General features: G+C 62.7%; 21 protein-coding genes and 2 pseudogenes. 14 read left to right on the top strand and 9 right to left on the bottom strand.

Annotation, left to right across the window (positions count from 1 at the left end):
* Positions 1-20: 20 nt before the first annotated feature.
* The 12 genes from cobU to ACZZZU_RS03030 all read left to right on the top strand — a co-directional run bounded on the left by cobU (position 21) and on the right by ACZZZU_RS03030 (position 8,355).
* Positions 21-542, top strand: a complete 522-nt coding sequence (gene cobU, locus ACZZZU_RS03085) for a bifunctional adenosylcobinamide kinase/adenosylcobinamide-phosphate guanylyltransferase (RefSeq protein WP_463549703.1) — start codon at positions 21-23, stop codon at positions 540-542.
* Positions 539-1,594: a nicotinate-nucleotide--dimethylbenzimidazole phosphoribosyltransferase gene (gene cobT / locus ACZZZU_RS03080; protein ID WP_463549702.1), complete on the top strand. Its 1,056-nt coding sequence runs from the start codon at positions 539-541 to the stop codon at positions 1,592-1,594. Before cobU ends, cobT begins: the two co-directional genes overlap by 4 nt.
* The gene (cobC, locus tag ACZZZU_RS03075; RefSeq protein ID WP_463549701.1) at positions 1,591-2,163 is read left to right on the top strand and encodes an alpha-ribazole phosphatase family protein; all 573 of its coding nucleotides are present in this window, start codon (positions 1,591-1,593) and stop codon (positions 2,161-2,163) included. Before cobT ends, cobC begins: the two co-directional genes overlap by 4 nt.
* Positions 2,163-2,888 (top strand): adenosylcobinamide-GDP ribazoletransferase, encoded by a 726-nt coding sequence (locus tag ACZZZU_RS03070; RefSeq protein ID WP_463549700.1) that lies wholly within the window; start codon positions 2,163-2,165, stop codon positions 2,886-2,888. Before cobC ends, ACZZZU_RS03070 begins: the two co-directional genes overlap by 1 nt.
* 350 nt (positions 2,889-3,238) lie before the next feature.
* Positions 3,239-3,652 carry a MarR family winged helix-turn-helix transcriptional regulator gene (locus ACZZZU_RS03065; RefSeq protein WP_463549699.1) on the top strand — a complete coding sequence of 138 codons (414 nt, stop codon included), beginning with the start codon at positions 3,239-3,241 and terminating at the stop codon, positions 3,650-3,652.
* Between the two features lie 22 nt (positions 3,653-3,674).
* Positions 3,675-4,874, top strand: coding sequence for an MFS transporter (locus ACZZZU_RS03060; RefSeq protein ID WP_463549698.1), 1,200 nt, complete (start codon positions 3,675-3,677; stop codon positions 4,872-4,874).
* Positions 4,871-4,996, top strand: a complete 126-nt coding sequence (locus tag ACZZZU_RS03055; RefSeq protein ID WP_277342756.1) for a hypothetical protein — start codon at positions 4,871-4,873, stop codon at positions 4,994-4,996. Before ACZZZU_RS03060 ends, ACZZZU_RS03055 begins: the two co-directional genes overlap by 4 nt.
* A 61-nt stretch (positions 4,997-5,057) precedes the next feature.
* On the top strand, positions 5,058-5,618 hold the full coding sequence (locus tag ACZZZU_RS03050) for a glutathione peroxidase (RefSeq protein ID WP_122496014.1): 561 nt from the start codon (positions 5,058-5,060) through the stop codon (positions 5,616-5,618).
* 106 nt (positions 5,619-5,724) lie between these two features.
* Positions 5,725-6,033 (top strand): PepSY domain-containing protein, encoded by a 309-nt coding sequence (locus ACZZZU_RS03045; protein WP_122496016.1) that lies wholly within the window; start codon positions 5,725-5,727, stop codon positions 6,031-6,033.
* Positions 6,033-6,368 carry a PepSY domain-containing protein gene (locus tag ACZZZU_RS03040; protein WP_241000607.1) on the top strand — a complete coding sequence of 112 codons (336 nt, stop codon included), beginning with the start codon at positions 6,033-6,035 and terminating at the stop codon, positions 6,366-6,368. The genes ACZZZU_RS03045 and ACZZZU_RS03040 overlap by 1 nt, the downstream gene beginning before the upstream one ends.
* Positions 6,368-7,036, top strand: a complete 669-nt coding sequence (locus tag ACZZZU_RS03035) for a response regulator transcription factor (protein WP_463549697.1) — start codon at positions 6,368-6,370, stop codon at positions 7,034-7,036. Before ACZZZU_RS03040 ends, ACZZZU_RS03035 begins: the two co-directional genes overlap by 1 nt.
* The gene (locus ACZZZU_RS03030) at positions 7,033-8,355 is read left to right on the top strand and encodes an ATP-binding protein (protein ID WP_463382748.1); all 1,323 of its coding nucleotides are present in this window, start codon (positions 7,033-7,035) and stop codon (positions 8,353-8,355) included. The genes ACZZZU_RS03035 and ACZZZU_RS03030 overlap by 4 nt, the downstream gene beginning before the upstream one ends.
* A 459-nt stretch (positions 8,356-8,814) precedes the next feature.
* Here the strand turns inward: ACZZZU_RS03030 and ACZZZU_RS03025 are convergent, their stop codons facing one another.
* The 3 genes and pseudogenes from ACZZZU_RS03025 to ACZZZU_RS03015 form a co-directional block, all read right to left on the bottom strand.
* Positions 8,815-9,411, bottom strand: coding sequence for an NADPH-dependent FMN reductase (locus ACZZZU_RS03025; protein ID WP_463549696.1), 597 nt, complete (start codon positions 9,409-9,411; stop codon positions 8,815-8,817).
* A 200-nt stretch (positions 9,412-9,611) separates the two neighbouring features.
* A complete protein-coding gene (locus ACZZZU_RS03020; RefSeq protein ID WP_463552094.1) occupies positions 9,612-10,367 on the bottom strand; it encodes a methyl-accepting chemotaxis protein in 756 nt (251 codons plus the stop codon).
* 102 nt (positions 10,368-10,469) lie between these two features.
* Positions 10,470-11,423, bottom strand: a pseudogene (locus tag ACZZZU_RS03015) (PDC sensor domain-containing protein); the annotation flags it as partial.
* A 631-nt stretch (positions 11,424-12,054) separates the two neighbouring features.
* On the opposite strand from ACZZZU_RS03015, the pseudogene ACZZZU_RS03010 reads away from it, so the two are divergent.
* Both ACZZZU_RS03010 and ACZZZU_RS03005 read left to right on the top strand, forming a co-directional pair.
* Positions 12,055-12,873: pseudogene (locus ACZZZU_RS03010) on the top strand (cache domain-containing protein); the annotation flags it as partial.
* 36 nt (positions 12,874-12,909) lie between these two features.
* Complete coding sequence (locus ACZZZU_RS03005) at positions 12,910-13,731, top strand: methyl-accepting chemotaxis protein (RefSeq protein WP_463384697.1); 822 nt, start codon at positions 12,910-12,912, stop codon at positions 13,729-13,731.
* A 529-nt stretch (positions 13,732-14,260) separates the two neighbouring features.
* On the opposite strand, the gene ACZZZU_RS03000 is transcribed toward ACZZZU_RS03005, so the two are convergent.
* Genes ACZZZU_RS03000 through ACZZZU_RS02975 form a run of 6 tightly spaced genes read right to left on the bottom strand, consistent with a single transcriptional unit; the run spans position 14,261 to position 21,179 of the window.
* Entirely contained in the window at positions 14,261-15,901 is a 1,641-nt protein-coding gene (locus tag ACZZZU_RS03000; RefSeq protein WP_463549695.1) for a BatD family protein, read from the bottom strand.
* 3 nt (positions 15,902-15,904) lie between these two features.
* A complete protein-coding gene (locus ACZZZU_RS02995) occupies positions 15,905-17,740 on the bottom strand; it encodes a VWA domain-containing protein (protein WP_463549694.1) in 1,836 nt (611 codons plus the stop codon).
* Entirely contained in the window at positions 17,737-18,786 is a 1,050-nt protein-coding gene (locus tag ACZZZU_RS02990; RefSeq protein ID WP_463549693.1) for a vWA domain-containing protein, read from the bottom strand. Before ACZZZU_RS02990 ends, ACZZZU_RS02995 begins: the two co-directional genes overlap by 4 nt.
* Positions 18,779-19,273 carry a DUF4381 domain-containing protein gene (locus ACZZZU_RS02985; RefSeq protein WP_122496034.1) on the bottom strand — a complete coding sequence of 165 codons (495 nt, stop codon included), beginning with the start codon at positions 19,271-19,273 and terminating at the stop codon, positions 18,779-18,781. The genes ACZZZU_RS02990 and ACZZZU_RS02985 overlap by 8 nt, the downstream gene beginning before the upstream one ends.
* Positions 19,270-20,214, bottom strand: a complete 945-nt coding sequence (locus ACZZZU_RS02980; RefSeq protein ID WP_122496036.1) for a DUF58 domain-containing protein — start codon at positions 20,212-20,214, stop codon at positions 19,270-19,272. The genes ACZZZU_RS02985 and ACZZZU_RS02980 overlap by 4 nt, the downstream gene beginning before the upstream one ends.
* Positions 20,215-20,219: 5 nt before the next feature.
* Positions 20,220-21,179 carry an AAA family ATPase gene (locus tag ACZZZU_RS02975; RefSeq protein WP_108097801.1) on the bottom strand — a complete coding sequence of 320 codons (960 nt, stop codon included), beginning with the start codon at positions 21,177-21,179 and terminating at the stop codon, positions 20,220-20,222.
* Between the last annotated feature and the right edge of the window lie 353 nt (positions 21,180-21,532).

Below are 21,532 nucleotides of genomic sequence, written 5' to 3'. Positions count from 1 at the left end.
GACAACTTTGGACACTGACCATGCATGAACTCATTCTCGGCGGCGCCCGCTCTGGCAAAAGCCGACTCGCCGAACGCCTGGCCAGTGAAAGCACCTGGCCCGTCACCTATATCGCCACCTCTCAGGCCGGCGACGGCGAAATGAGCGCGCGCATCCGCCAACACCGCGAGCGCCGTCCGGCCGCGTGGGGCTTGGTCGAAGAGCCGCTGCGCCTGGCGCACGTGTTGCAAAGCCATGCGGCGCCGGATCGCTGTCTGCTGGTGGACTGCCTGACGCTCTGGCTCACCAACCTGTTGATGCTCGACGATCCCCAGCGCCTGGCGGCCGAGCGCGACGCGTTACTCGAGTGCCTACCGGCGCTGCCGGGGCGCCTGCTGCTGGTGAGCAACGAAACCGGCCTGGGCGTGGTGCCGATGGGCGAGCTGACACGCCGCTATGTCGACGAAGCGGGCTGGCTGCATCAAGCCCTGGCTGAACGCTGCCAGCGGGTGATTTTCACCGTCGCGGGCCTACCCATGATTCTTAAAGGAGTGCCGTTATGAGCTTGTCGTGGTGGGCTGCACCGTGTCAGCCATTGGATACCGTGGCCAAAAGCAAAGCCACGGCACGCCAGCAAGTGCTGACGAAACCGGCCGGCTCGCTGGCGGTGCTGGAGCAGACGGCAATTGACCTGGCGGCCATGCAAGGCTGCGAGCGGCCGGTGATCGATAGCCTATGGATTGCCGTTTTTGCCGGCGACCATGGCGTGGTCGCCGAAGGTGTGTCGGCCTACCCGCAAGCCGTGACGGGTCAGATGCTGCGCAACTTTACCGGCGGCGGCGCAGCCATTAGCGTGTTGGCGCGTTATCTCGACGCTGCGCTAGAAGTGATCGACCTGGGCACCGCCACGCCGCTGGAGGCCATCCCGAACGTGCGCCACCTCAACCTGGGCGCCGGCACGTTCAACTTCGCCCAAGGCCCGGCGATGACGCCCACCCAGCTGTACATCGCCCTCGAAGCCGGGCGCGATAGTGTTCGCCGAGCCAAGGCCGGCGGCGCGCAACTGTACATCGGCGGCGAAATGGGCATTGGCAACACCACCGCTGCCAGCGCCATGGCCAGTGCGCTGCTCGACTGCCCGGTGCGGTTGATGGTCGGTCCTGGCACGGGCCTGGACCCGGCCGGTGTCGCCCATAAAGTGAACGTGATCGAAACCGCCTTGGCCCTGCACCGCGCCCACCTCAACGACCCGCTGGCCGTGCTGCAACACCTGGGCGGTTTCGAGATTGCCGCGCTGGTGGGAGCGTATGTCGCCTGCGCGCAAGAGGGCGTGACGGTATTGGTGGACGGGTTTATTTGCACCGTCGCGGCCCTGATCGCCGTGCGCTTGAACGCCGATTGCCGGCAGTGGTTGTTGTTCGCTCATCAGGGCGCCGAACCCGGCCATCACGCCGTGCTTGAAGCCTTGGACGCCCAGCCGCTGCTGCAACTGGGCTTGCGCCTGGGCGAGGGCAGTGGCGCGGCGCTGGCCGTGCCGCTGCTGCAAATGGCCTGCTGCCTGCACGGCGACATGGCCACGTTTGCCGAAGCCGCTGTGGCAGACCGCCCGGCATGACCGTGCACCTTAGCCTGCTGCGCCACGGCGCCACCGAATTGGCCGGCGGCTTTCGCGGCAGCATCGACGATGCGCTCACCGATGAAGGCTGGACGCAAATGCACGCCGCCGTGGCCGAAGCGGACCCGTGGGACCTGATCATTAGCTCGCCGCTGCAACGTTGCGCAGCATTCGCCCACCAGCTTGCCGCTGAGCGTGGCGTGCCGCTGCAGTTGGAACGCGACATCCGCGAGCTGCATTTTGGCGCCTGGGAAGGGCAAACGGCGCTGGCGCTGATGGCCGAGCATGAGGCCGAACTGGGCCAATTCTGGACGGATCCCTATGCCTTTACGCCGCCCGACGGCGAGCCGGTGCTTGAGTTCGCCACACGGGTGCTCGGCGCTATCGAGCGCATCGCGGCCGAACAAGGCGGGAAGCGCGTGCTGTTAATCAGCCACGGCGGGGTGATGCGCTTGCTGCTCGCCCAGGCCCGCGGTCTGCCGCGCGAGCAATTGCTGCAAGTAGAAGTTTTGCACGGTGGGCTGCACCAGTTGATCGTGCAATCGCCCTGCGTGCTGTCGGAGGTCTGATGCTGCCGCTGCTGATTGCCGTGCAATTTCTGACCAGCTTGCCCGTGCGCTTGGCGGGCATGCCGAGCGCGCAGGAGATGGGGCGTTCGCTGCTGTGGTACCCCGTGGTCGGTCTGCTCATTGGCCTGCTGCTGTTCGGCCTGAACGCGCTGTTGGCCGACACGCCAACCCTGCTTCGCGCCGCGCTGCTGCTGGCCGCCTGGGTGGCGCTGAGCGGCGCCTTGCACCTGGACGGCCTCGCCGATAGCGCCGACGCCTGGCTCGGCGGCTTCGGCGACCGCGAACGCACCCTGACCATCATGAAAGACCCGCGCAGCGGGCCGATTGCCGTGGTCACGCTGGTGGTGGTGTTGCTGCTGAAATTTGCGGCGCTGGTGGCCTTGCTAGAACATTTTCAGTGGAGCGCGTTGCTGCTGGCCCCGTGGCTGGCGCGCGGTTTGTTGCCGCTGCTGTTTATGACCACGCCGTATGTGCGAAGTGGTGGCTTGGGGCAGGCGCTGGCGGAGCACCTGCCGCGCTCGGCGTTGCCGTGGTTGCTGGGCGCACATGCGCTGGCCATGCTTATGTTTGGCTGGGCCGGGTTGTTGGCGTTGGTGAGCGGGCTGCTGCTGTTCGCCTGGTTGCGGGGGCGGATGGTGGCGCGGTTGGGCGGCACGACAGGGGATACGGCGGGGGCGATGGTGGAGTTGGTGGAGTGTTTGGTGTTGGTGGTGTTGGCGGTTTAGGGCGCTAGTCTGAGTCGCGCATCGTCGAAATGCCGCTTTCGCGGGAAATGACGACCGTCTGTACAAAAACACCGTCATCCTCGCGCACGCGGGGATCCAGGCTATTGCGTCGTGCACATAACGTCGACACATCCGAGATTCTGGATCCCCGCGTTCGCGAGGATGACGGATGATTTTTTCGCGGACACCGTCATTCCCGCGAAGGCCGGAATCCAGAGTCTTTTGTCAGGCACTGACCTCGAATACGTCAACAATTTTGCTCTCCCGGTCCCCGCAACCAATCACGCCCCACCCCCAAAATCGCTCTTTCCATTTGACGCCCACCCAAACACGGGTATATACACGCTTCCATGCTAACCACCCATTGCCTCTGCACCAAACTCCGCCGAGCCGCCCGCAGCGTTAGCCGTCTGTACGACGACGCGCTACAGCCGCTTGGCCTTAACGTCGCCCAATATTCGCTGCTCAGCCACCTCCAGCGGCTTGAGCAGCCGAGCATTTCCGAGTTGGCTGAGGCCATGGGCCTGGACCGCAGCACCCTGGGCCGCAACCTCAAGGTGTTGGAAGGCGAAGACCTGGTGCAGATGGGTGAGGGCAGTGATTTGCGCAGCCGCCAGGTGCAGTTGTCGGCGCAGGGCGCCCGCCGTTTCGAGCAGGCCGCGCAGGCTTGGAAAGACGCGCAAGCGCAAGTGGCGCTGCGCCTCGGTGCAGAAAAACGTGAGGCGCTCTGGCTGTTGCTGGACGACCTGGAAACCATCGATTGATGCAGTGCAGCGGAGCAGGGCGATGACAGCGAGGCGTGCAACGACATGGGTGCTTTTGGGGGCGGCGCTGATCCTGGCGCTGTCGATGGGCATTCGCCATGGCTTCGGCCTGTTTCTGGCGCCGATGAGCGCCGAGTTTGGCTGGGGCCGCGAGGTGTTTGCCTTCGCCATCGCCCTGCAAAACCTGCTGTGGGGTTTGTCGCAGCCGTTTGCCGGCGCCTTGGCTGACCGCTACGGCGCGGCGCGGGTGATGGTGGTTGGCGGCATTCTTTATGCCCTGGGTTTGGTGCTGATGGCCTCGGCGGACTCGGTGTGGTCGCTGTCGCTGAGCGCCGGTTTGCTGATCGGGTTGGGCTTGTCGGGCACCACGTTCTCGGTGGTGCTCGGCGTAGTCGGCCGCGCGGTGCCGGCGGAGAAACGCAGCATGGCCATGGGCATCGCGGCGGCCGCCGGCTCGTTCGGTCAGTTCGCCATGTTGCCCGGCACCTTGGGTTTGTTGAGCTGGCTGGGCTGGTCGCTGGCCTTGGTCGCACTCGGCGCCCTGGCTGCGCTGATTGTGCCGCTGGTGACGATGCTCAAGGACAAGCCGCTGCCGGTGTCGGGCAGCGACCAAACCCTTGGCGCAGCGCTGCGTGAAGCGGCGGCGCATAAAGGTTTCTGGCTGCTGGCGTTGGGCTTTTTCGTGTGCGGGTTTCAGGTGGTGTTTATCGGCGTGCATTTGCCGGCCTATCTGGTGGACCAACACTTGCCCGCCACGGTCGGCACCACGGTGTTGGCACTGGTGGGCCTGTTCAATATTTTCGGCACCTACTTCGCCGGCTGGCTGGGCGGGCGGATGTCCAAACCGCGCCTGCTGGTGGGTTTGTACCTGGCGCGTGCCGTGGTGCTGGTGTGGTTTATCAGCGTGCCGGTCACCCTGTTTACCGCTTACACCTTTGGCGTGCTGATGGGCATTTTGTGGCTCTCGACCGTGCCGCTTACCAACGGCACCGTGGCCACTCTGTTTGGCGTGCGCAACCTGTCGATGCTCGGCGGCATCGTCTTCTTGTTCCATCAACTGGGCGCGTTTCTTGGCGGCTGGATGGGCGGCTATCTGTACGACCGCACGGGCAGCTACGACCTGGTCTGGCAAATTTCCATCGCCCTCAGCCTGGTCGCCGCCGCGCTCAATTGGCCGGTGCGCGAGCAGCCGGTTGAACGCCTGCGTATGGCGGCGGCATGAGCCGTTCGTTCACGGTAGCGTTGAGCGTCGCCGCAGCGGCGGGGCTGCTCGCGCTGGTGTGGTGGGGCTGGCAACGTGGCGGTCTGGCGTTGCTGCAACTGGGTATGGGCAGTTGCCTTTGACGGCCCGGCGCTTGACGGGTAGCGTGGCTCCACTGTCACTCGACCACTGAGCGCCACCACCATGAGCCTGCGTCGCACCGTTCTTCCTGCCCTCGTTTTGTCCCTGCTGTCGCTGCCGGTACTGGCGGCGAGTTGCCCACCGCTGCTGCAAGGCGAACTGCCCAAGCTGCGCGACAAAAACAAAGAACAACTCAACCTTTGCGACCAGTTCGCCGGCAAGCCGCTGCTGGTGGTCAACACCGCCAGCCATTGCGGTTTTGCGCCGCAATTCAAAGGCCTTGAGGCGCTGTACAAAAGCCACAAAGAGCAGGGCCTGGAAGTGCTCGGCGTGCCCTCCGACGACTTCAATCAGGAAGACGCCGACCTCGCTGAAACCGCCAAGGTTTGCTACGTCAATTACGGCGTGACCTTCGCCATGGTCGAGCCGCAGCACGTGCGCGGCGACCAAGCCATTCCCCTGTTCAAAGAGCTGGCCGCGCAGAGCAGTGCGCCGCGCTGGAACTTCTACAAATACGTGGTCGACCGCCAGGGCAACGTGGTGGCGAGCTTTTCCAGCATGACCAAGCCGGACGACCCCGAGCTGCAAGCCGCGCTAGCCAAAGCCATTGCCTCCAAGCCCTGAGCAGCTGGATTTTCTCAACCTTAAGGAATTTAAGCTTCAGTTAAGCGGCGGGCGATAAGGTGATCCCGTCGAAACACATGACTAACTGAAGAAAAGGACTGACCCCATGAATAAGTTCACTGCCCTGTTTGCTGTTGCTGCCCTGACTGCCACCGCCGGTATGGCTCAAGCCCGTGACCTGGGCCCGGACGAAGCCATGAAACTGCGTGATGCCGGCACCGTTCAGTCGTTCGAGAAACTTAACGAAGCGGCCCTGGCCAAACACCCCGGCGCAACTGTGAAAGGCACCGAGTTGGAAGAAGAACACGGCCGCTACATCTACCAGGTTGAACTGCGTGACGCTCAGGGCCTGGAGTGGGATCTGGAGCTTGACGCTACCAACGGCCAGATCCTGAAAGACCATCAAGACAAGTAATGAGCAAACCCGTTAGCAAATGGCTGATGCGTTACTGCGGCATCGTCGCCCTGGTCCTGGCCGTGCTCACCCTGAGCGTCGCCGTGCACGCCCGTGACCTGGACCAAGACGAGGTGCTGCGCCTGCGGCAGGAAGGCCGCATCCCGCCTTTGGAACAGCTGCTAAAACCCGCCCTGGAGCGTCACCCCGGGGCGAAGTTGTTAGAGGCTGAACTAGAGGAAGAGGATGACGTGTTGGTCTACGAAATTGAGCTACTGACCACCGACGGCGTGGTTCGCGAGTTGGAAATCGACGTGCGCGACGGGCGCATCCTCAAGGACAAGGAAGACGACTGATGCGTTTGTTGTTGGTGGAAGACCACGTGCCGTTGGCGGACGAATTGCTCGTCAGTCTGGGTGCCCAAGGCTATGCCGTGGATTGGCTGGCCGACGGGCGCGACGCCGCGCACCAGGGCGCCACCGAACCGTACGATTTGATCATTCTCGACCTCGGTCTGCCGGGTAAGCCTGGCCTCGACGTACTGCGCGAATGGCGCGCCGGTGGGCTGGCAACGCCGGTACTGATTCTGACCGCACGCGGCTCCTGGGCCGAACGTATTGACGGCCTCAAAGCCGGCGCCGATGACTACCTGACCAAACCTTTCCACCCCGAAGAACTGCAACTGCGCATTCAGGCCTTGCTGCGCCGCTCTAAAGGGCTGGCCAATCAGCCGCACCTGGAAGCCGCCGGCTTGCAGCTGGACGAAACGCGCCAGTGCGTAAACCTCAACGGTGATGACATTCAACTCACCGCCGCCGAATTCCGCCTGTTGCGTTATTTCATGCTGCACCCGCAGCAACTGCTGTCCAAAACCCACCTGGCCGAACACCTGTACGACGGCGAAACCGAGCGCGACTCCAACGTGCTGGAAGTGCACGTCAACCACCTGCGCCGCAAGCTGGGCCGTGAAGTGATCGAAACCCGACGCGGCCAGGGCTATCGCTTCGCCGGGCTGGGCGCGTGAAGTCGATTCAGCGCCGGCTGAGTGTCGGCCTGGTCAGTGTGTTGCTGGTGGTTGGCCTGGTGCTGGCGCAAACCAGCATTTGGTTGCTGGACCTTGGCCTACGGCGTTATCTGGAAGACGGCTTACGCCAGCAGGCCGAGAGTTTGCTGATCGCCACTGTGCGCGGGCCGAGCGGTTTGCAGCTCAGCGACCAGCGCGTGCAGGCTACCTACCAGCAACCGTTTTCCGGGCGCTATTTCCGCATCGACTTCGCCGACGGCACGCCGGCCCCGTGGCGCTCCCGCTCGCTGTGGGATTTTGAGCTGACCCCGGCCACGCAGCCCGGTCTGCAAACCGATCTGGCCGATGGCCCGAATGAGCAACTGTTGCTGACCTACCGCGCCGACTACCGTCGCTACGGGCAGCAGATGTCCATCACCGTGGCGCAAGACTACAGCCCCGTACTCGCCAGCTTTCGTCGCGTGCAATACGTTGGCCTGGCGGTCGGCGCCGGCGCGCTGCTGATTATTCTGCTGCTGCAACGCCTGACCGTGCGCAACGCCTTGCGTCCACTGGAACGCGTGCGTCAGCAATTGCAGCAACTGCAACAGGGCCAACGCACTGCGCTGGACAGCGAAGTGCCGCTGGAACTGGAACCGCTGGTGACACAAATCAACCACCTGCTAGCCCACACCGAAGACCACCTGCTGCGCTCGCGCAATGCCCTGGGCAATCTCGGTCACGCCTTGAAAACCCCGCTGGCCGTGCTGATCAGCCTGGCCGAGCGCGACGAATTAAAAGCCTATCCCGCCATTCAGGCCACCCTGCGCGAACAGCTGCAACAGATCGAACAACGCCTGAGCCGCGAACTGGGCCGGGCGCGATTGGCCGGCGAAGCGTTGCCCGGCGCGCAGTTCGTGTGCGACGAAGAGCTGCCGGGGCTGTTCAGCACCCTTGGCATGATTCACAACCGAGGTCTCGAACTGACCTGGAACGCCGCACCGGGTTTACGTTTGCCGCTGGACCGTGAAGACCTGCTCGAAGTGCTCGGCAACCTACTCGACAACGCCTGCAAATGGGCCGACTCGGCCGTAAGCCTGACCGTTCAAGAAGAGGCGGGCGGGTACCACCTGTGGGTCGACGATGACGGACCGGGCATTGAACACGTGCGCCGCGTGGAAGTACTGGAACGGGGCACCCGGCTGGATGAACAGGTGCAAGGGCACGGGCTGGGATTGGGCATCGTGCGCGATATTGTCGAAGCGTGGGGTGGGCGCATCGAGATGCTGGACAGCCCGCTGGGTGGGCTGCGGGTGGGTGTTTTTCTGCCAGGGGCGTGATGCCTTTTCAGGAACCGCGGCTTACCGGAGCAGGTTGTTCGCTGTCTGTGGGAGCGGCTTTAGCCGCGATGTTTTTCGGTGATGTTGCGCAAGATGCCCGCCGTCCCCGCGCCAGGATGACGAAGGTTTCGCCCAAGCCTCCCGTCATCCCCGCGAAGGCGGCGGTCCGACGATTCGGGATCCAGAATTTTGTGGCGTGCACAAATACTCGTCTCATCCAAAACTCTGGATCCCCGCGTGCGCGAGGATGACGGAGGTTTTTCCCAAAATCCCCGCCGTCCCTGCGCGCGGATGACGGAGGTTTGCCCAAGATGCCCGCCGTCCCCGCGCGAGGATGACGGAGGTTTTGAATGCGCGTCATCCTCGCGCACGCGGGGATCCAGAATGTTGCGGCGGGCACGAACCTGAAGCCACGCCCGGTTCCGCGCTCCGGTCAGCCGCGATGCGCTTCCAGGCCCATCACATCCCGTTAGCAAACCCCGGATTGCTCATATCAATCGCCGCCCGCACCGGCTTCAGCGCCTCGCCATACTTAGCCAAAATATCCAACGCATAATCAATGCGCGCCCGCAGACGCTGATCATCTTCGCCAGCCGCTTCTGGCCCATTCAGCACGCCGCCGCAATGGCGAACCAAAATGTGTTCCGGCAGGTAATTCACGCGGCAGTTCTTGTAGCTCGACGCGCGCATTTCGCTGATGACATAAGGCCCGCCCACGGCCGCCGAAACGCCCACCAACAGCCCCGGCTTGTGCGCCAGTTCAGCCTTGCTGGTGTAGATAAAAAAGTTCTTGATCGCCGGGCAGGCCATGCCATTCCACTCCGGCACCACCACGATCACCGCGTCAGCCGCTTTCAGTTGCTCGGCATAGTGCGTCCATGGGCCGGTATCTTCGGCAGGCCACAGGGGCAGGGTGCCGGTGCCGAGGTCGATCACCGAACTGTTTTCGGCGCTGGTCAGGTTCAGCTCGATCAAACGCTGCTGAAGGAAATGCGCCACCTTGGCGGACTGGCTGTTGTTGCGGCTGGAGCCGGCGACGATGGCGTAATTAAGCATCTGCAAATCCTTGGCGAAAGAGAGAGCGCAGGCTAGCGGGGCGCAGTCAGAGCGGCAAGGGCCAAGGCGCCCTCGCGGGGGTTGGATCGCGCCATAAAGCGCAGCCCTGTAGGAGCCAGCTTGCTGGCGAACCCTGGAACAGGTGATTTCAGATCTAAGTTTCCAGGGTTCGCCAGCGAGCTGGCTCCTACAAAAAGCCCTTACACGCGGAACTGATCCATCAATGCCTGCTGATGGTTGGCCAAGCGATTCAACGCCTGACTTACCTGCGCCGACTCATCCGCCTGCGCCGAAATCGATTCGGTCACGTCGCGAATCGAAGCCACGTTGCGGTTGATCTCTTCGGCCACCGAGCTTTGTTCTTCGGCGGCGCTGGCGATTTGCAGGTTCATGTCGGTAATCACGCCCACCGCCTGACTGATGCGCTGCAAGGCGCTAACAGCGCGTTCCACTTGCTGCACGCTGGTCTGCGCCTGGCGATGGCTGCTGCCCATGCTGCTGACCACTTCGCGGGTGCCGTTTTGCAGGCCTTCGATGACTTTGCGAATTTCTTCAACCGAGTCTTGCGTGCGCTTGGCCAGGCTGCGCACTTCATCCGCCACCACGGCAAAACCTCGACCGGATTCACCCGCGCGCGCCGCCTCAATGGCGGCGTTGAGGGCGAGCAGGTTGGTCTGTTCGGCAATCGAGCGAATCACCTCCAGCACGGAGCCAATTTGCTGGCTGCTGCTGGCCAGGCCTTCGACTTCTTCCATGGCCACGTTCATTTCATTGGCCAGCAACTCGATTGCACTGGTGGTCTGGTCGATCACGCCCAGCCCTTCGCGGGTGGCGTCGTCGGCGCTGCGTGCGGCCTCGGCAGCCTGGGCGGCGTTGTGGGCGACGTCTTGCGCGGTGGCGCTCATTTCCTGGAAGGCGGTGGCCACTTGGTCCACCTCACGGAACTGCTGTTGCATGCCGGCACTGGTCTGACGGGCAATGGACGAGGATTGATCCGCCGTGCCGCGCGCGTCCTGCACCGAGCTTTTCACATCAGCAATGATCGGCTGCAACTTGTCGAGGAAGCGATTGAACCAGCCGGCCAGTTCGCCCAATTCGTCGCGCTTGGCGTAGTCGAGACGGCGGGTCAGATCGCCTTCGCCGGTGGCGATGTTTTGCAGCATGGCCGCCACGTTGAGAATCGGCCGAGTCACGCCACGCGCCGTCAGCCACATCAATAGCAAGCCAAGAATCACGGCCAGTAAACCGATGCCCAGCGACAGACTGCTGTCGGTTTTGCCACGGCTGTCGAGTTCGGCTTCAAGTTTTTTGGCCGGCACGGTAAGCACCTGCTGAGGCACTTCGATCAGCACGCTCCAGGGTTTCGATTCGGGAATCGGCTGCAACGGTTCGAGCACTTGCAGCATCTCGCCTTCATGCAGCACCTGGGGTTGGGCGCTGGCAGTCAGGCGGCTGAGTTCATTGCCATGCTCGCCGAACGCGGCGTTCAAGGGTTTGCCCAACATCGAAGCGTCGCGGCTGTGGCCGGCGAACAACCCCAGCGGGCTGATAATGCTGACGTGGCCTTCGCCGTTGTACAGCTCTTTATTGGCCTTCACGCTGACGTCTTGCAGGCTCGCCAGGCTGATGTCGAGCCCGACGACGCCAATGACCTTGCCGTCGACTTCCACCGGGAAAGCGATGCTGGTCATCAGCGTTTGTACCTTGTCGACCTCGTCGATATACGGGTCGAGCACGCAGGCTTTTTTGCCTTGCAGCGGGCAGGTCAGCCAGGAGTTGTATGGCGTTCCGTTGCTCATCACGCTTGTGTCGTTGAGCAATTCTTCCTTCATCGCCTCGGGCGACAACTCACCACTTTTAGACTGCGACCAGTACTGCGCGAAGCGGCCGATATCGTTGCTGCCTTGAGCTTCCTGGTCGACAAACTGAGCGTCCTGCCCGTCCAGCGCGTTGGGCAGAAACACCACGTACAAGCCCAACAAATTGCTGTTGCCTTGCAACGCGGTGTGCATCTGCTCCGACAGATCGGCACGCACGGCGCCGGCTTCAATGCTGTGCGCCTTGGCCTGAGCCAACAGCATTTTCACCTGGCGGGTAAAGCCGTTGCCGTACTGATAGGCGTCCATGAAATAACGCTGAATCCGCAGCGACTGCGTTTCCCCCCGCGCCGCCATGCGCTTTTGCGCCGCCTCTTCGAGCATGGCCGTGCTCGACGCCTTGACCACATTCGCCGTGTTTTTCGACTGATACAGCGACGTGCCGACCAAAAGAGTAACGATCACCAACAGGCATAGGCCGGCAAGCGAGGTGATTTTCCACTGGATGGAGAGGCGACTGAGCATGGGGTAATTCTCGTGTAAGGCTTAGGACAAACGGTGATTACAGACAACGCACGAATAGCCGTTATGGGCGGGCGGCGGGAATTATGCACATGGCCGATTGAAATATTGAACGGATATTTGTGACGCGTCCGACGCTTTTATCGGCACTGCACGAAATGTTTGAGGGGATTGATGGAAAAAAGTCGGAGGAAAGTGCCGACTTAGTCTGAAATGAATTTAAGAAACCACCTACAGCCGTAATCAGAATCGCCGATAACTCGTTATTGCCGTTTCCTGACGGTGCGCAGTTAAAGGAGTAATCATGCGTTTAAAAACAAAAGTGATGCTGTTGGCCCTGGTGCCGGTGCTGCTGTTTGCATTGGTACTCAGCGGCGCGGCCACGCAAGTGTTGCTAAGCCTGGCCGATGGCGAAGTCAAAGAAACCCGTGAACGCCTGATTGCCGAGCGCCAACAAGAACTGCAGAGCTACATGCAAATTGCCCTTGGCTCGGTGCAAAGCCTTTACGACGGCGCTGCCCAAGGCGACATGGACAGCCGGGCGGAGGCGATCAAAATCCTCTCGAAAATCAAATACGGCAAAGACGGCTACTTCTTCGGCCATGACGCCAACATCGTGCGGCTGTTCCGTGGCGACAACCCGCTGGACGTCGGCAAAGTGCTGGCTGACCGCAAAGACCCCAACGGCGTTTACGTAAACCGCGAGCTATACAACGTCGGCAAGAACGGCACCAATTACCTGCGTTACGCCTCGCCGCTGCCCACCAACGACAAAGTGTTAGTGCCCAAGTTGGCCTACAACATCTACTTGCCCAAGTGGGACATGGCGCTCGGTACCGCCATTAACCTGGACGGCGTGGAAGCGGACGTCGCCAAAGTGCAGGCCTCGATTTCGGCGCGCATCAGCACCATCGTCACCAGCATCGTGGTCATTGCCCTGGTGCTGCTGGTGATTTTCGGCATCGCCGGTTTGGCCTTGGGCAATGCCTTCTTGCGGCCCTTGCAGCAAATCAAAAACAACCTCGACGACATTGCCGCCGGCGATGGCGACTTGACCAAACGCCTGCCGGTGAACAGCAAAGACGAACTCGGCGAATTGGCCGGCTCGTTCAACGCCTTTGTTGCCAAGATTCATGGGCTGGTTCGGCAGATCGTGGAAATGACCGGGCAACTGACCACGCTGGTGAGCGAGGTGTCCGCGCAAACCCAGCGGGCCGATAAAGCCATGGCCAACCAGCGTCACGAAACCGATCAAGTGGCCACTGCCATTAACGAGATGTCGGCGGCGGCGCACCAAGTGGCGCAGAGCGCGCAAGGCGCGGCATCGGCTGCGCAACAAACCGACCAGGAAGGGCAGGCCGCGAAGAAAGTTGTCGACGGCAGCATCAGCCGCATTCATGCGCTGGTGGGCGATATCCGCAGCAGCGGTACCTCGCTCGACAGCTTGCAGCAAGACGTGCAATCGATTGTCAGCGTGCTCGGCGTGATCCGCTCGATTGCCGAGCAGACCAACTTGCTCGCGCTCAACGCTGCGATTGAAGCCGCCCGTGCCGGTGAAGCCGGACGCGGGTTCGCCGTGGTCGCCGATGAAGTGCGCGCCCTGGCCAGCCGCACGCAGCAGAGCACCCAGGAAATCCAAGGCATGATCGACCGCCTGCAAAAAGGCACCGAAGACGCCGTGACTGCCATGCGCCGCTCCAGCGAAGCGGGCGACGTCACCAGCCAGCAAGCCAACCAGGCTGGCGCCTCGCTGGATGCCATTGCCGAACTGATCGCCACCATCAACGCGATGAACGCGCAAATCGCCAGCGCGGCGGAAGAGCAGACGGCCGTTGCCGAAGAGATCAACCGCAGCGTGCACCAGATTGCCGGCGCGGTGGATCAGGTCGCCGATGAAACCCAGCAGAGTGCACAGACGGCGCGCAGTTTGGCGGAATTGGGGGATCGGTTGGGGACGTTGGTTAAGCAGTTTAGGATTTGAAGGAGTGGGGGAGTTTTGTACGCAAGGCCGGCCCATTTGGGACGTAAATGGGTGTTCGCCTCGAAATTCTGGATTCCCGCCTGCGCGGGAATGACGGTGGTGTCTGTACTTACTCCGTCATTCCCGCGTAGGCGGGAATCCAGGCGCGGTGATTGACTGGTTTACTCCGAACCGCTCTTTCCCAAGCCCACCGCATCGCGGCTAAAGCCGCTCCCACAGGGGATCGGTGTACCCACACCGAAGCGATATATTTCCGAATCGCCGGACCGCCGCCTTCGCGGGAATGACGGGCGTTTCTATTGGGTCATGTAATAGACGACAGATCCCAACCAAACCACCGTCATCCCCGCGCAGGCGGCGGTCCGACGATTCGGGATCCAGGCGCGGTGATTGACTGGTTTACTCCGAACCGCATTTCAGCAGACCCACCGCATCGCGGCTAAAGCCGCTCCTACAGGAAATCGGGACAGTCAAACCGATTCGCTGAACCTGTAGGAGCGGCTTCAGCCGCGATCCCTGCAACCCCCAATCACCGCGGATACAACGGCGGCAACGGACTCGTTTCCTGCGCCGCAGCCGGAGCTTCGGCGGCGGGGAGGGCGCGGATGGCTTTCCACAGCTGTTCACCTTGCCAATATTGGCCGCTCTCGCTGTACAACGCGCCGTTCAATCCATCCAGACTTTCACTCAATGGCACAAACCGCGCGGCCATGTCGGCGAGGGTTTCTGGCTGTTGCCGGGCCCAGGCGTCGAGCGCCTGGCGAGTGGCTTGGGAGTCGTTGGCCAGGCACGCGCGTTTGAGGTCGTCGAGCAAGCTGCGCGGGCTCGGGCCGGTTTGTGCGGTGCGCGACACCGCTGGCTGGCGGCGCGCACGCCACCACAGGCCAAAGCCGAGCAGGGTGGTGAAGCTCAGAATCAACGTTGCCAGTTGCCACGGCCACACCGCCGGGCCTTCTATCAACGGCAACACGGCATCGGTGTTCACCGGCGCTTCCACGTCCATGGTCGGGTTGTTGGCGACCATCAGGGCGCGCGCCGGCACGCTGGTGTGTTCCAGGCGATCTTCCTTAGTGTTCCACCACACCAGATCCACCGCTGGCAGCTCGATGCGCCCGCTGCGGTTCGGCACCAGGGCTTCGCGTTCTTCGCGGCTGCCGATCAGGCCGCGTTCATTGGTGCTGTTGCTCAGTTGCGGCTGGTCCGGATAGCGGCGCAAACCGGTCACAGACGTGGCCGGTAGCGGCGGCAACTGAGCGCTGGAAAGGCCGTCGACTTTTAAGGTGAGGCTGCGCGTCAGCGAGTCGCCGACCTGGGCTTTGTCCGGCTCCGGCGTCCAGGCTTCGCTCAGCACCACCGCGCGCGCGGGCAGCCACGGCGCGTCGACGGGGTAGTCGGCCGGCTTGGCTTTTACCTGCAACGGAATTACCGGCGACTTCACACGCATCAACCGCCCCGGGCGCGGCCCGAATGGCTGGTACGTGCTGTTGTTCTGAGTGCGGTCCGCCACCGTGGCACTAAACACCAACGATGGAATGTCCAGCTCGCCGCTGTGTTGCGGGTAGATGGCGTAGCGCAACTCGATCACGCCATGCCGTACGCCGTTTATTTCTTTCTCATACGTGCGCGGGTCACCCAGCGATTCGATGCGTGCGTCCGGAATTTGCAGCGGCGTGAGCGCGCTGTCGTCGTACAGCGACACCGAGTGGTAAATGCGCAACGTGAGGATGGTCTGGGCCTGCACGTACACGGTGTCTTGGTCGAGGCTGGCGTCGATAAACACCGGCGCCACCGATTCGGCGTCGCTGTTAGCTTCGGTTTTGATCACTTGCAGGGTGATCGGCTCGCTTTTGTTCTCGCCCAGGCTGAGCGACGGAATCACCACGTTGCCGACGCTTTTCGGTTGCAGGGTGATGATCCAGCGCGTGGTGGCGCGGGCCGAGCCGTCGATGGTGGTCAGACGGTTGATTTGGCGCGTGCCAAGCACGTCGAACGCTTCATCGAGCGGCGCCAGGTCCGGCTTGCCGAACAAGGTGGCGTCGTCCGATTCCAGCGACAGTTCCAGGGTTTCACCTTCGCTCAGGCGAGTGCGGTCCACCGAGGCGGTGAAGTTCGCGGCGCTGGCCTGCATGGCCAGCAGGCACAGCAAAAAGGCGCAAAACAGACGGGTCATCAACTAATTCCTAGGCTCTTGGCGCTGTTGCTGTTCGTACCAGAATTTGCGTCGCAGCAGCTCGCCGGGGTCGTCGGGAATCTGCCGCAGCCATTGCTCCATGGCTTGGCGCTGCTCGGCACCAAGGTGTTGCTGTTGGCCCTCGTCGGCCTGGGGTTTGCCGCCTGGTTGCTGCTCTGCCTTATCGGCGTTTCCGTTTTTGCCGTCTTTACCGTCTTTGTCGCCACCGGCCTGCTGGCCGGCTTTGCTGGCGTTGGGGTCTTGCTGGGCGCTTTGCTGGCCATCGGGTGGCGGCTTTTGCGTGGCGTCTTTTTCGTCCGTTTTGTTCGGGGTAGACGGCGGCGGCTGGTTCTTGTCGGTGTTGCTGTTGGAATCGGGCCCGCCCTGGTTTTGCTCAGACGGCTTTTGCTGCTGGTTCTTGCCTTTTTGTTTCTGCTTTTGCTGTTGTTCTTTCTGCTTCTGCTCTTTTTCCTGCTGCTTCTGTTGGCGCAACAGTTCTTCGATCAAGGCTTTGTTTTTTAGCGCCTGGGGCAACTCGGGTTGCACCTCCAGGGCTTGGTCATAGGCATCCAGCGCCGCTTCCAGTTCACCGCTGCGGGCCAGGGCGTTGCCACGATTGTAGTGGTCGGCCGCGCTGCCGCCCGTGGCGAAACGGTTGGCGGCGCCGGCGTAGTCGCCGGCCTGGTACAGCGCCTGGCCCTGCCATTTAGGGTCGGTAAAGGTGTCGGCGGCTTCAGCGGCTTTGTGCTGTTGCAGCAGGCGTTCGCCTTGCTGGTCGGCGCGCAGCCAGAGGTCGGCAAACTCGAAGGCGTAGCTGGGGCGCGGCCCCATCATCAGCAGCAACGGCAAGCAGAACAGCCAGCCACGGCGCCCAGCGCAGGCGGCCAGCAACAGCAGCGGCAACAGCAGCCAATAACCTTGGTCGGCCCAGGTTTCTAATTGCGTGGGTTCGCTGTCGCGCAGGCTTTCTGTGTCGGCGAGCAGGCCGAGGTCGCGCAGGTCGGTTTCGTCCAGACGCGAGCGCAGGTAGTTGCCGCCTAGTTCGTTGGCGAAACGGCGCAGGCCGGCGCTGTCCAGGCGCGGCAGCAAAATGCTGCCTTGGGCGTCTTTCAAAAAGCCGCCGCCTTCCTGTGCAATCGGTGCGCCCTGGGCCGAGCCGATGCCTAGAATTTGCAAGCGGCTGCCTTGTTTGCCCAGCGCTCGGCGAATGCCTTGGCGTTCCTGATCATCCAGGGCCGAGGTGATCAGCAGTAGCCGACCGTTGCCTTGCGCGCCCTGTTCCAGCAGCGTCATGGCTTTGGCTACGGCCAGGTCGGCGCGTCGGCCGGCTTCCGGCATAATCGCCGGCTTCAGCGACTCCAACAGATTGCGCGTGGTCGCCAGGTCGTCCGAGAGCGGCACCAAGGTGTGCGCGCTGCCGGCGTAGAGCACGATGCCGGTTTGCGCGTCGTGGCGCGCTTCCAGCAGGTCGAGCACTTTGTGTTTGGCATGTTCCAGGCGATTAGGCTGCACGTCGCCGGCCAGCATCGACGGCGTCATGTCGAGCAGCACCACCAGCGGGTCGGCGCGCTTCTGCGTGCTCTGTTCCACGTGTTGCCAACTTGGACCAAGTAGGGCCAGCAAGCACAGCAACCACGACACGCCGAGGGCAATCCACGGCAAACGACTGACCCGCCGATTACCGCCACTCAGCAGCACCGCGTGGAAAGCCGGCGGCAGGAGCATTTGCCAACGGCCGGCGCGGCGTTGGCGGTGCCAGAGTTGCCACAGCAACCACAGCAGCGGCGGCAGCAACAGCAGCCAGAACGGCCGCAGCCAATGGGGCCAAAGCGCGATCATGAGCGTTTCCTCATGCGCGCGCGCCATTTCGGGCGGGCTGGCAGGGCGCGCTGCAAGCGGCTTTGCAACAGGTGCGGCCACAGCGAGTTGACCACCAGCAGCAGGCTCAGCAGAAACGCCGCCGCCAGCGGCCAGGCGTAAAGCTCAAGGGCAGGGCGGGCGATGGTGGGTTGCTGGGCCACGGGTTCGAGTTTGTCGAGGCTGGCTTCGATCAGGGTCAGTTCGTCGCTATCGCGAGCGCGGAAGTACTGGCCGCCGGTCATGTCGGCGATTTTCTGCAGTGTCGGTTCGTCCAAGTCCAGGCCAGGGTTCAGACCGAGCATGCCGAACGCGCCGCGCTCTGGGTCGGCGCCGATGCCGATGGTGTACACCTTCACCTTTTCCTCGACGGCCAGCCGCGCCGCCGTGATCGGATCAATCTGCCCGCCATTGCTGGCGCCGTCGGTGACCAACACCAGCACGCGGCTATTGGCCGGCCGCTGACGCAGGCGCTTCACGGCCAACCCGAGCGCATCGCCAATGGCGGTGTTTTTGCCAGCGATGCCGATAAGGGCTTCGTCGAGCCAGATGCGCACGGTGCGGCGGTCAAAGGTCAGCGGTGCCTGCAAATACGCCTGGCTGCCGAACAAAATCAGCCCGACGCGATCACCTTTGCGGCCCTCGATAAAGTCGCCGAGCAGGTTTTTAACCAAGGTCAGGCGGCTGACGTCGTTGCCGTTCCACTGCATGTCGGCGTAGTCCATGGAGCCGGACACATCCACGGCCAGCAGCAAATCACGCCCGCTGGCCGACACCGGCAACGGCTCGCCGACCCACGCCGGCCGCGCCGCTGCACTCAACAACAGCAACCACAGCAGGGCGAAAGGCGCCTGCTGCCGCCACGCGGGCAAGTTGGCCCGCGCGCGGCGCCCGGCCAGACCTTCGAGCTCCGGCAGGAAACTGACCTTCAGCGCCGCCTCGCCGCTATCGGCGGCGGGCAACACCAGGCGCAACAGCCACGGCAGCGGCAGCAGCACGAACAGCCAGGGCCAGGTGAACTCAAACATGTTTGCGAATCCAGGTATCGACGGCTTGGTAGAGGCCATCCACCGCTTTGTCGTCGAGTTTGCATTCGGGGCGATACGCGCCTTCCACCAGAATCATCCAGCGCGTCAAACCAGCGGCCGGGCAGCGGTTGTCGAGGTACGCCAACCAGGCGCGGCCGCTCATGGTGTGGCTTTGGCTATTGGGGTAATGGCTTCGGCACAGGCGCTTGAGCAGGGCATTGAGTTGCTGCAACCACGGTCCGGCGTTGATGCCGTCATACGGTTTTTTCAATTGCCCGAGTTCCTGCAACGCCGCCAGGCGAAGGGGATCGAGCGGCACGTCGGTACCGGTTTTTTTGCCCCGCTGCGGCAGACGTTTGCGCAAGCGCCACAAGCCCCACAGCGCCACTGGAACCAGCAAACCGAGCAGCCACCAGCCCGGCGCTGGCGGCCACCAGGAAATTGGCGGCGGGGCGATCAAAGGCTGCAACTGGTCGAGAGGATTCATTGCTTCTTCCTCGGCCGCTGCCCTTGCAAGTGATCGCGCAGCTGTTCAATCGGGTCGTTCAAGGTGGTGAGCGGAAACAGCGGCACGCCGAGTTTTTGCGCCAACAATTGCCAGCGCGCCTGCCGCGCTTCGCCGAGGGCGTGATAGGTCTCGCGCAGCTCGGCGTTATGGGTGTCGAGTTCCAACAGGGCGCCACGCTCGGTGAATTGCAACAAGCCGGCGGCGGGCAGAGCGTGGTCCAGCGGGTCGGATAACGGCAGCAGCAATAAGTCGGTGTGACGAGCGAGCAGGGTGAGTTGTTGCTCGGCGCTGTCGTTCAGCGCGCGCTCATCACACAGCACCACCGCCAGGCTGCCGGGGCGCAGCACTTCGCGCGCACGTCGCAGCGCCAGGCCAAAGGTGTCGCGGCCGGCGGGAATTTCACTATTAAGGTTCTGGTTGGCGCGCACCAGGCGGTTGAGCAATTGCAGCAGGCTCATCTTGCTGCGCCGGGGTTTGATTTCGTGGTGCTCGTTGTCGCCAAACACCAAGCCGCCGACGCGGTCGTTGTGGCCCAGCGCGGCCCAGCCAATCAGCGCCGCCACTTGCGCTGCTAGTACAGACTTGAACGCCAGCCCTGAACCGAAAAACAGGCGCTGGCTCTGTTCCACCAGAATAAAAATCGGCCGCTCGCGTTCTTCATGGAACAGCTTGGTGTGCGGCTCCTGGGTTCGGGCCGTCACGCGCCAGTCGATGGTGCGCACGTCATCGCCGGGCTGATACACGCGCACCTGATCGAAGTCGACGCCACGACCGCGTAGTTTGGAATGGTGCAAACCCACCAGCGGACTGCGTCGCGCCGGCGTGGAAAACAACTGCACCTCGCGGATGCGGTGGCGCATCTCGATCAGCTCAGCAAGGCTGACGCGAATTCCGGCTTCGCTGGCGGCAAGCGGTTGCATGGCGATCAGGCCACGGCAACCACATCGAGGATGCGTTGCAGCACCCGGTCCTGGTCAATGCCCGCCGCTTCGGCCTCGAACGACAAAATAATGCGGTGACGCAGTACGTCGAACAGCACCGCCTGAATATCTTCCGGCGACACGAAATCGCGGCCAGCCAGCCAGGCGTGGGCGCGGGCGCAGCGGTCGAGGGAAATGGAACCGCGCGGGCTAGCGCCATAGGAAATCCACTCGGCCAATTCCGGGTCGAACTTAGCCGGGGTGCGCGTCGCCATCACCAACTGCACGAGGTATTCCTCCACGGCGTCGGCCATGTACAAACCCAGCACTTCTTTGCGCGCGGCGAAAATCGCCTGCTGGCTGACTTTATGTTCGGGCTTGGTTTCGCCGTTCAGGGCTTCGCCACGGGCTTGCTGGAGAATCTTGCGTTCGACCGAGGCGTCGGGGAAGCCGATCTTCACATACATAAGGAAGCGGTCGAGCTGGGCCTCGGGCAGGGGATAGGTGCCTTCCTGCTCAATCGGGTTTTGCGTGGCCATTACCAGAAACAGCGGCGACAAATCGTAGGTGCTGCGCCCCACACTGACCTGGCGCTCGGCCATGGCTTCGAGCAAGGCCGACTGCACCTTAGCCGGCGCGCGGTTGATTTCGTCCGCCAGCACCAGGTTGTGGAAAATCGGCCCTTGCTGGAACACAAAGCTGCCGGTTTCCGGGCGATAGATTTCCGTGCCGGTGATGTCGGCAGGCAGCAAGTCGGGGGTGAACTGAATGCGGTGGAACTCCGCCTCGATGCCTTCGGCCAGCTCCTTGATCGCCTTGGTCTTGGCCAGGCCCGGAGCGCCTTCCACCAGCATATGGCCGTCGGCGAGCAGGGCGATGAGCAGCCGCTCAATGAGTTTTTCCTGACCCAGAATCTGCGTGGAGAGAAATTGACGCAGGGCGACGAGCGCTTCGCGGTGTTCCATCGTGGAGAGTTTCCTGGCGGATTGACGAGATGCAACGGCTCGCAGCCAGGCGACAAGGCGCGCGGGGGTGGCTGCGAATGGCGTGACACTTTAATGCAAAACACGAAGCGGCGGCTATTGGGGGGCTGGGGGATTGCGTGGTGGGTCAAAAAGCATCGCGGCTAAAGCCGCTCCTACAGATTGTGTAATGGTGTGGGAGCGGCTTTAGCCGCGATGCTTTTGCCCGGCGAGCCCAAGCTAGAGCAGTGGAAAGCCTGTCCGAATATGTCGCCCCATCGCAATCCCTCGGTCACAGCCTCTCGTTAAGCTACGCGTGACTTGATGGTCGTCGCGTGCACTGGCGGGTTTCAACA

Source organism: Pseudomonas sp. AC136 (genome assembly GCF_979258585.1).
Note: the sequence above shows the minus strand (reverse complement) of the source record. Positions and strands in the feature narration are given on the sequence as shown.

Bases quoted from the DNA above. Each gene is read 5' to 3' on its own strand.
- ACZZZU_RS03065 (WP_463549699.1), top strand. From the start codon at position 3,239: ATGCTAACCACCCATTGCCTCTGCACCAAACTCCGCCGAGCCGCCCGC.
- ACZZZU_RS02975 (WP_108097801.1), bottom strand. From the start codon at position 21,179: ATGGAACACCGCGAAGCGCTCGTCGCCCTGCGTCAATTTCTCTCCACG.
- ACZZZU_RS03025 (WP_463549696.1), bottom strand. From the start codon at position 9,411: ATGCTTAATTACGCCATCGTCGCCGGCTCCAGCCGCAACAACAGCCAG.
- cobT (WP_463549702.1), top strand. From the start codon at position 539: ATGAGCTTGTCGTGGTGGGCTGCACCGTGTCAGCCATTGGATACCGTG.
- ACZZZU_RS03040 (WP_241000607.1), top strand. From the start codon at position 6,033: ATGAGCAAACCCGTTAGCAAATGGCTGATGCGTTACTGCGGCATCGTC.
- ACZZZU_RS02980 (WP_122496036.1), bottom strand. From the start codon at position 20,214: ATGCAACCGCTTGCCGCCAGCGAAGCCGGAATTCGCGTCAGCCTTGCT.
- ACZZZU_RS03060 (WP_463549698.1), top strand. From the start codon at position 3,675: ATGACAGCGAGGCGTGCAACGACATGGGTGCTTTTGGGGGCGGCGCTG.
- ACZZZU_RS02985 (WP_122496034.1), bottom strand. From the start codon at position 19,273: ATGAATCCTCTCGACCAGTTGCAGCCTTTGATCGCCCCGCCGCCAATT.
- ACZZZU_RS03035 (WP_463549697.1), top strand. From the start codon at position 6,368: ATGCGTTTGTTGTTGGTGGAAGACCACGTGCCGTTGGCGGACGAATTG.
- ACZZZU_RS02990 (WP_463549693.1), bottom strand. From the start codon at position 18,786: ATGTTTGAGTTCACCTGGCCCTGGCTGTTCGTGCTGCTGCCGCTGCCG.
- ACZZZU_RS03050 (WP_122496014.1), top strand. From the start codon at position 5,058: ATGAGCCTGCGTCGCACCGTTCTTCCTGCCCTCGTTTTGTCCCTGCTG.
- ACZZZU_RS02995 (WP_463549694.1), bottom strand. From the start codon at position 17,740: ATGATCGCGCTTTGGCCCCATTGGCTGCGGCCGTTCTGGCTGCTGTTG.
- ACZZZU_RS03005 (WP_463384697.1), top strand. From the start codon at position 12,910: ATGACCGGGCAACTGACCACGCTGGTGAGCGAGGTGTCCGCGCAAACC.
- ACZZZU_RS03020 (WP_463552094.1), bottom strand. From the start codon at position 10,367: ATGCAACAGCAGTTCCGTGAGGTGGACCAAGTGGCCACCGCCTTCCAG.
- ACZZZU_RS03045 (WP_122496016.1), top strand. From the start codon at position 5,725: ATGAATAAGTTCACTGCCCTGTTTGCTGTTGCTGCCCTGACTGCCACC.
- cobC (WP_463549701.1), top strand. From the start codon at position 1,591: ATGACCGTGCACCTTAGCCTGCTGCGCCACGGCGCCACCGAATTGGCC.
- ACZZZU_RS03000 (WP_463549695.1), bottom strand. From the start codon at position 15,901: ATGACCCGTCTGTTTTGCGCCTTTTTGCTGTGCCTGCTGGCCATGCAG.
- ACZZZU_RS03055 (WP_277342756.1), top strand. From the start codon at position 4,871: ATGAGCCGTTCGTTCACGGTAGCGTTGAGCGTCGCCGCAGCGGCGGGG.
- cobU (WP_463549703.1), top strand. From the start codon at position 21: ATGCATGAACTCATTCTCGGCGGCGCCCGCTCTGGCAAAAGCCGACTC.
- ACZZZU_RS03070 (WP_463549700.1), top strand. From the start codon at position 2,163: ATGCTGCCGCTGCTGATTGCCGTGCAATTTCTGACCAGCTTGCCCGTG.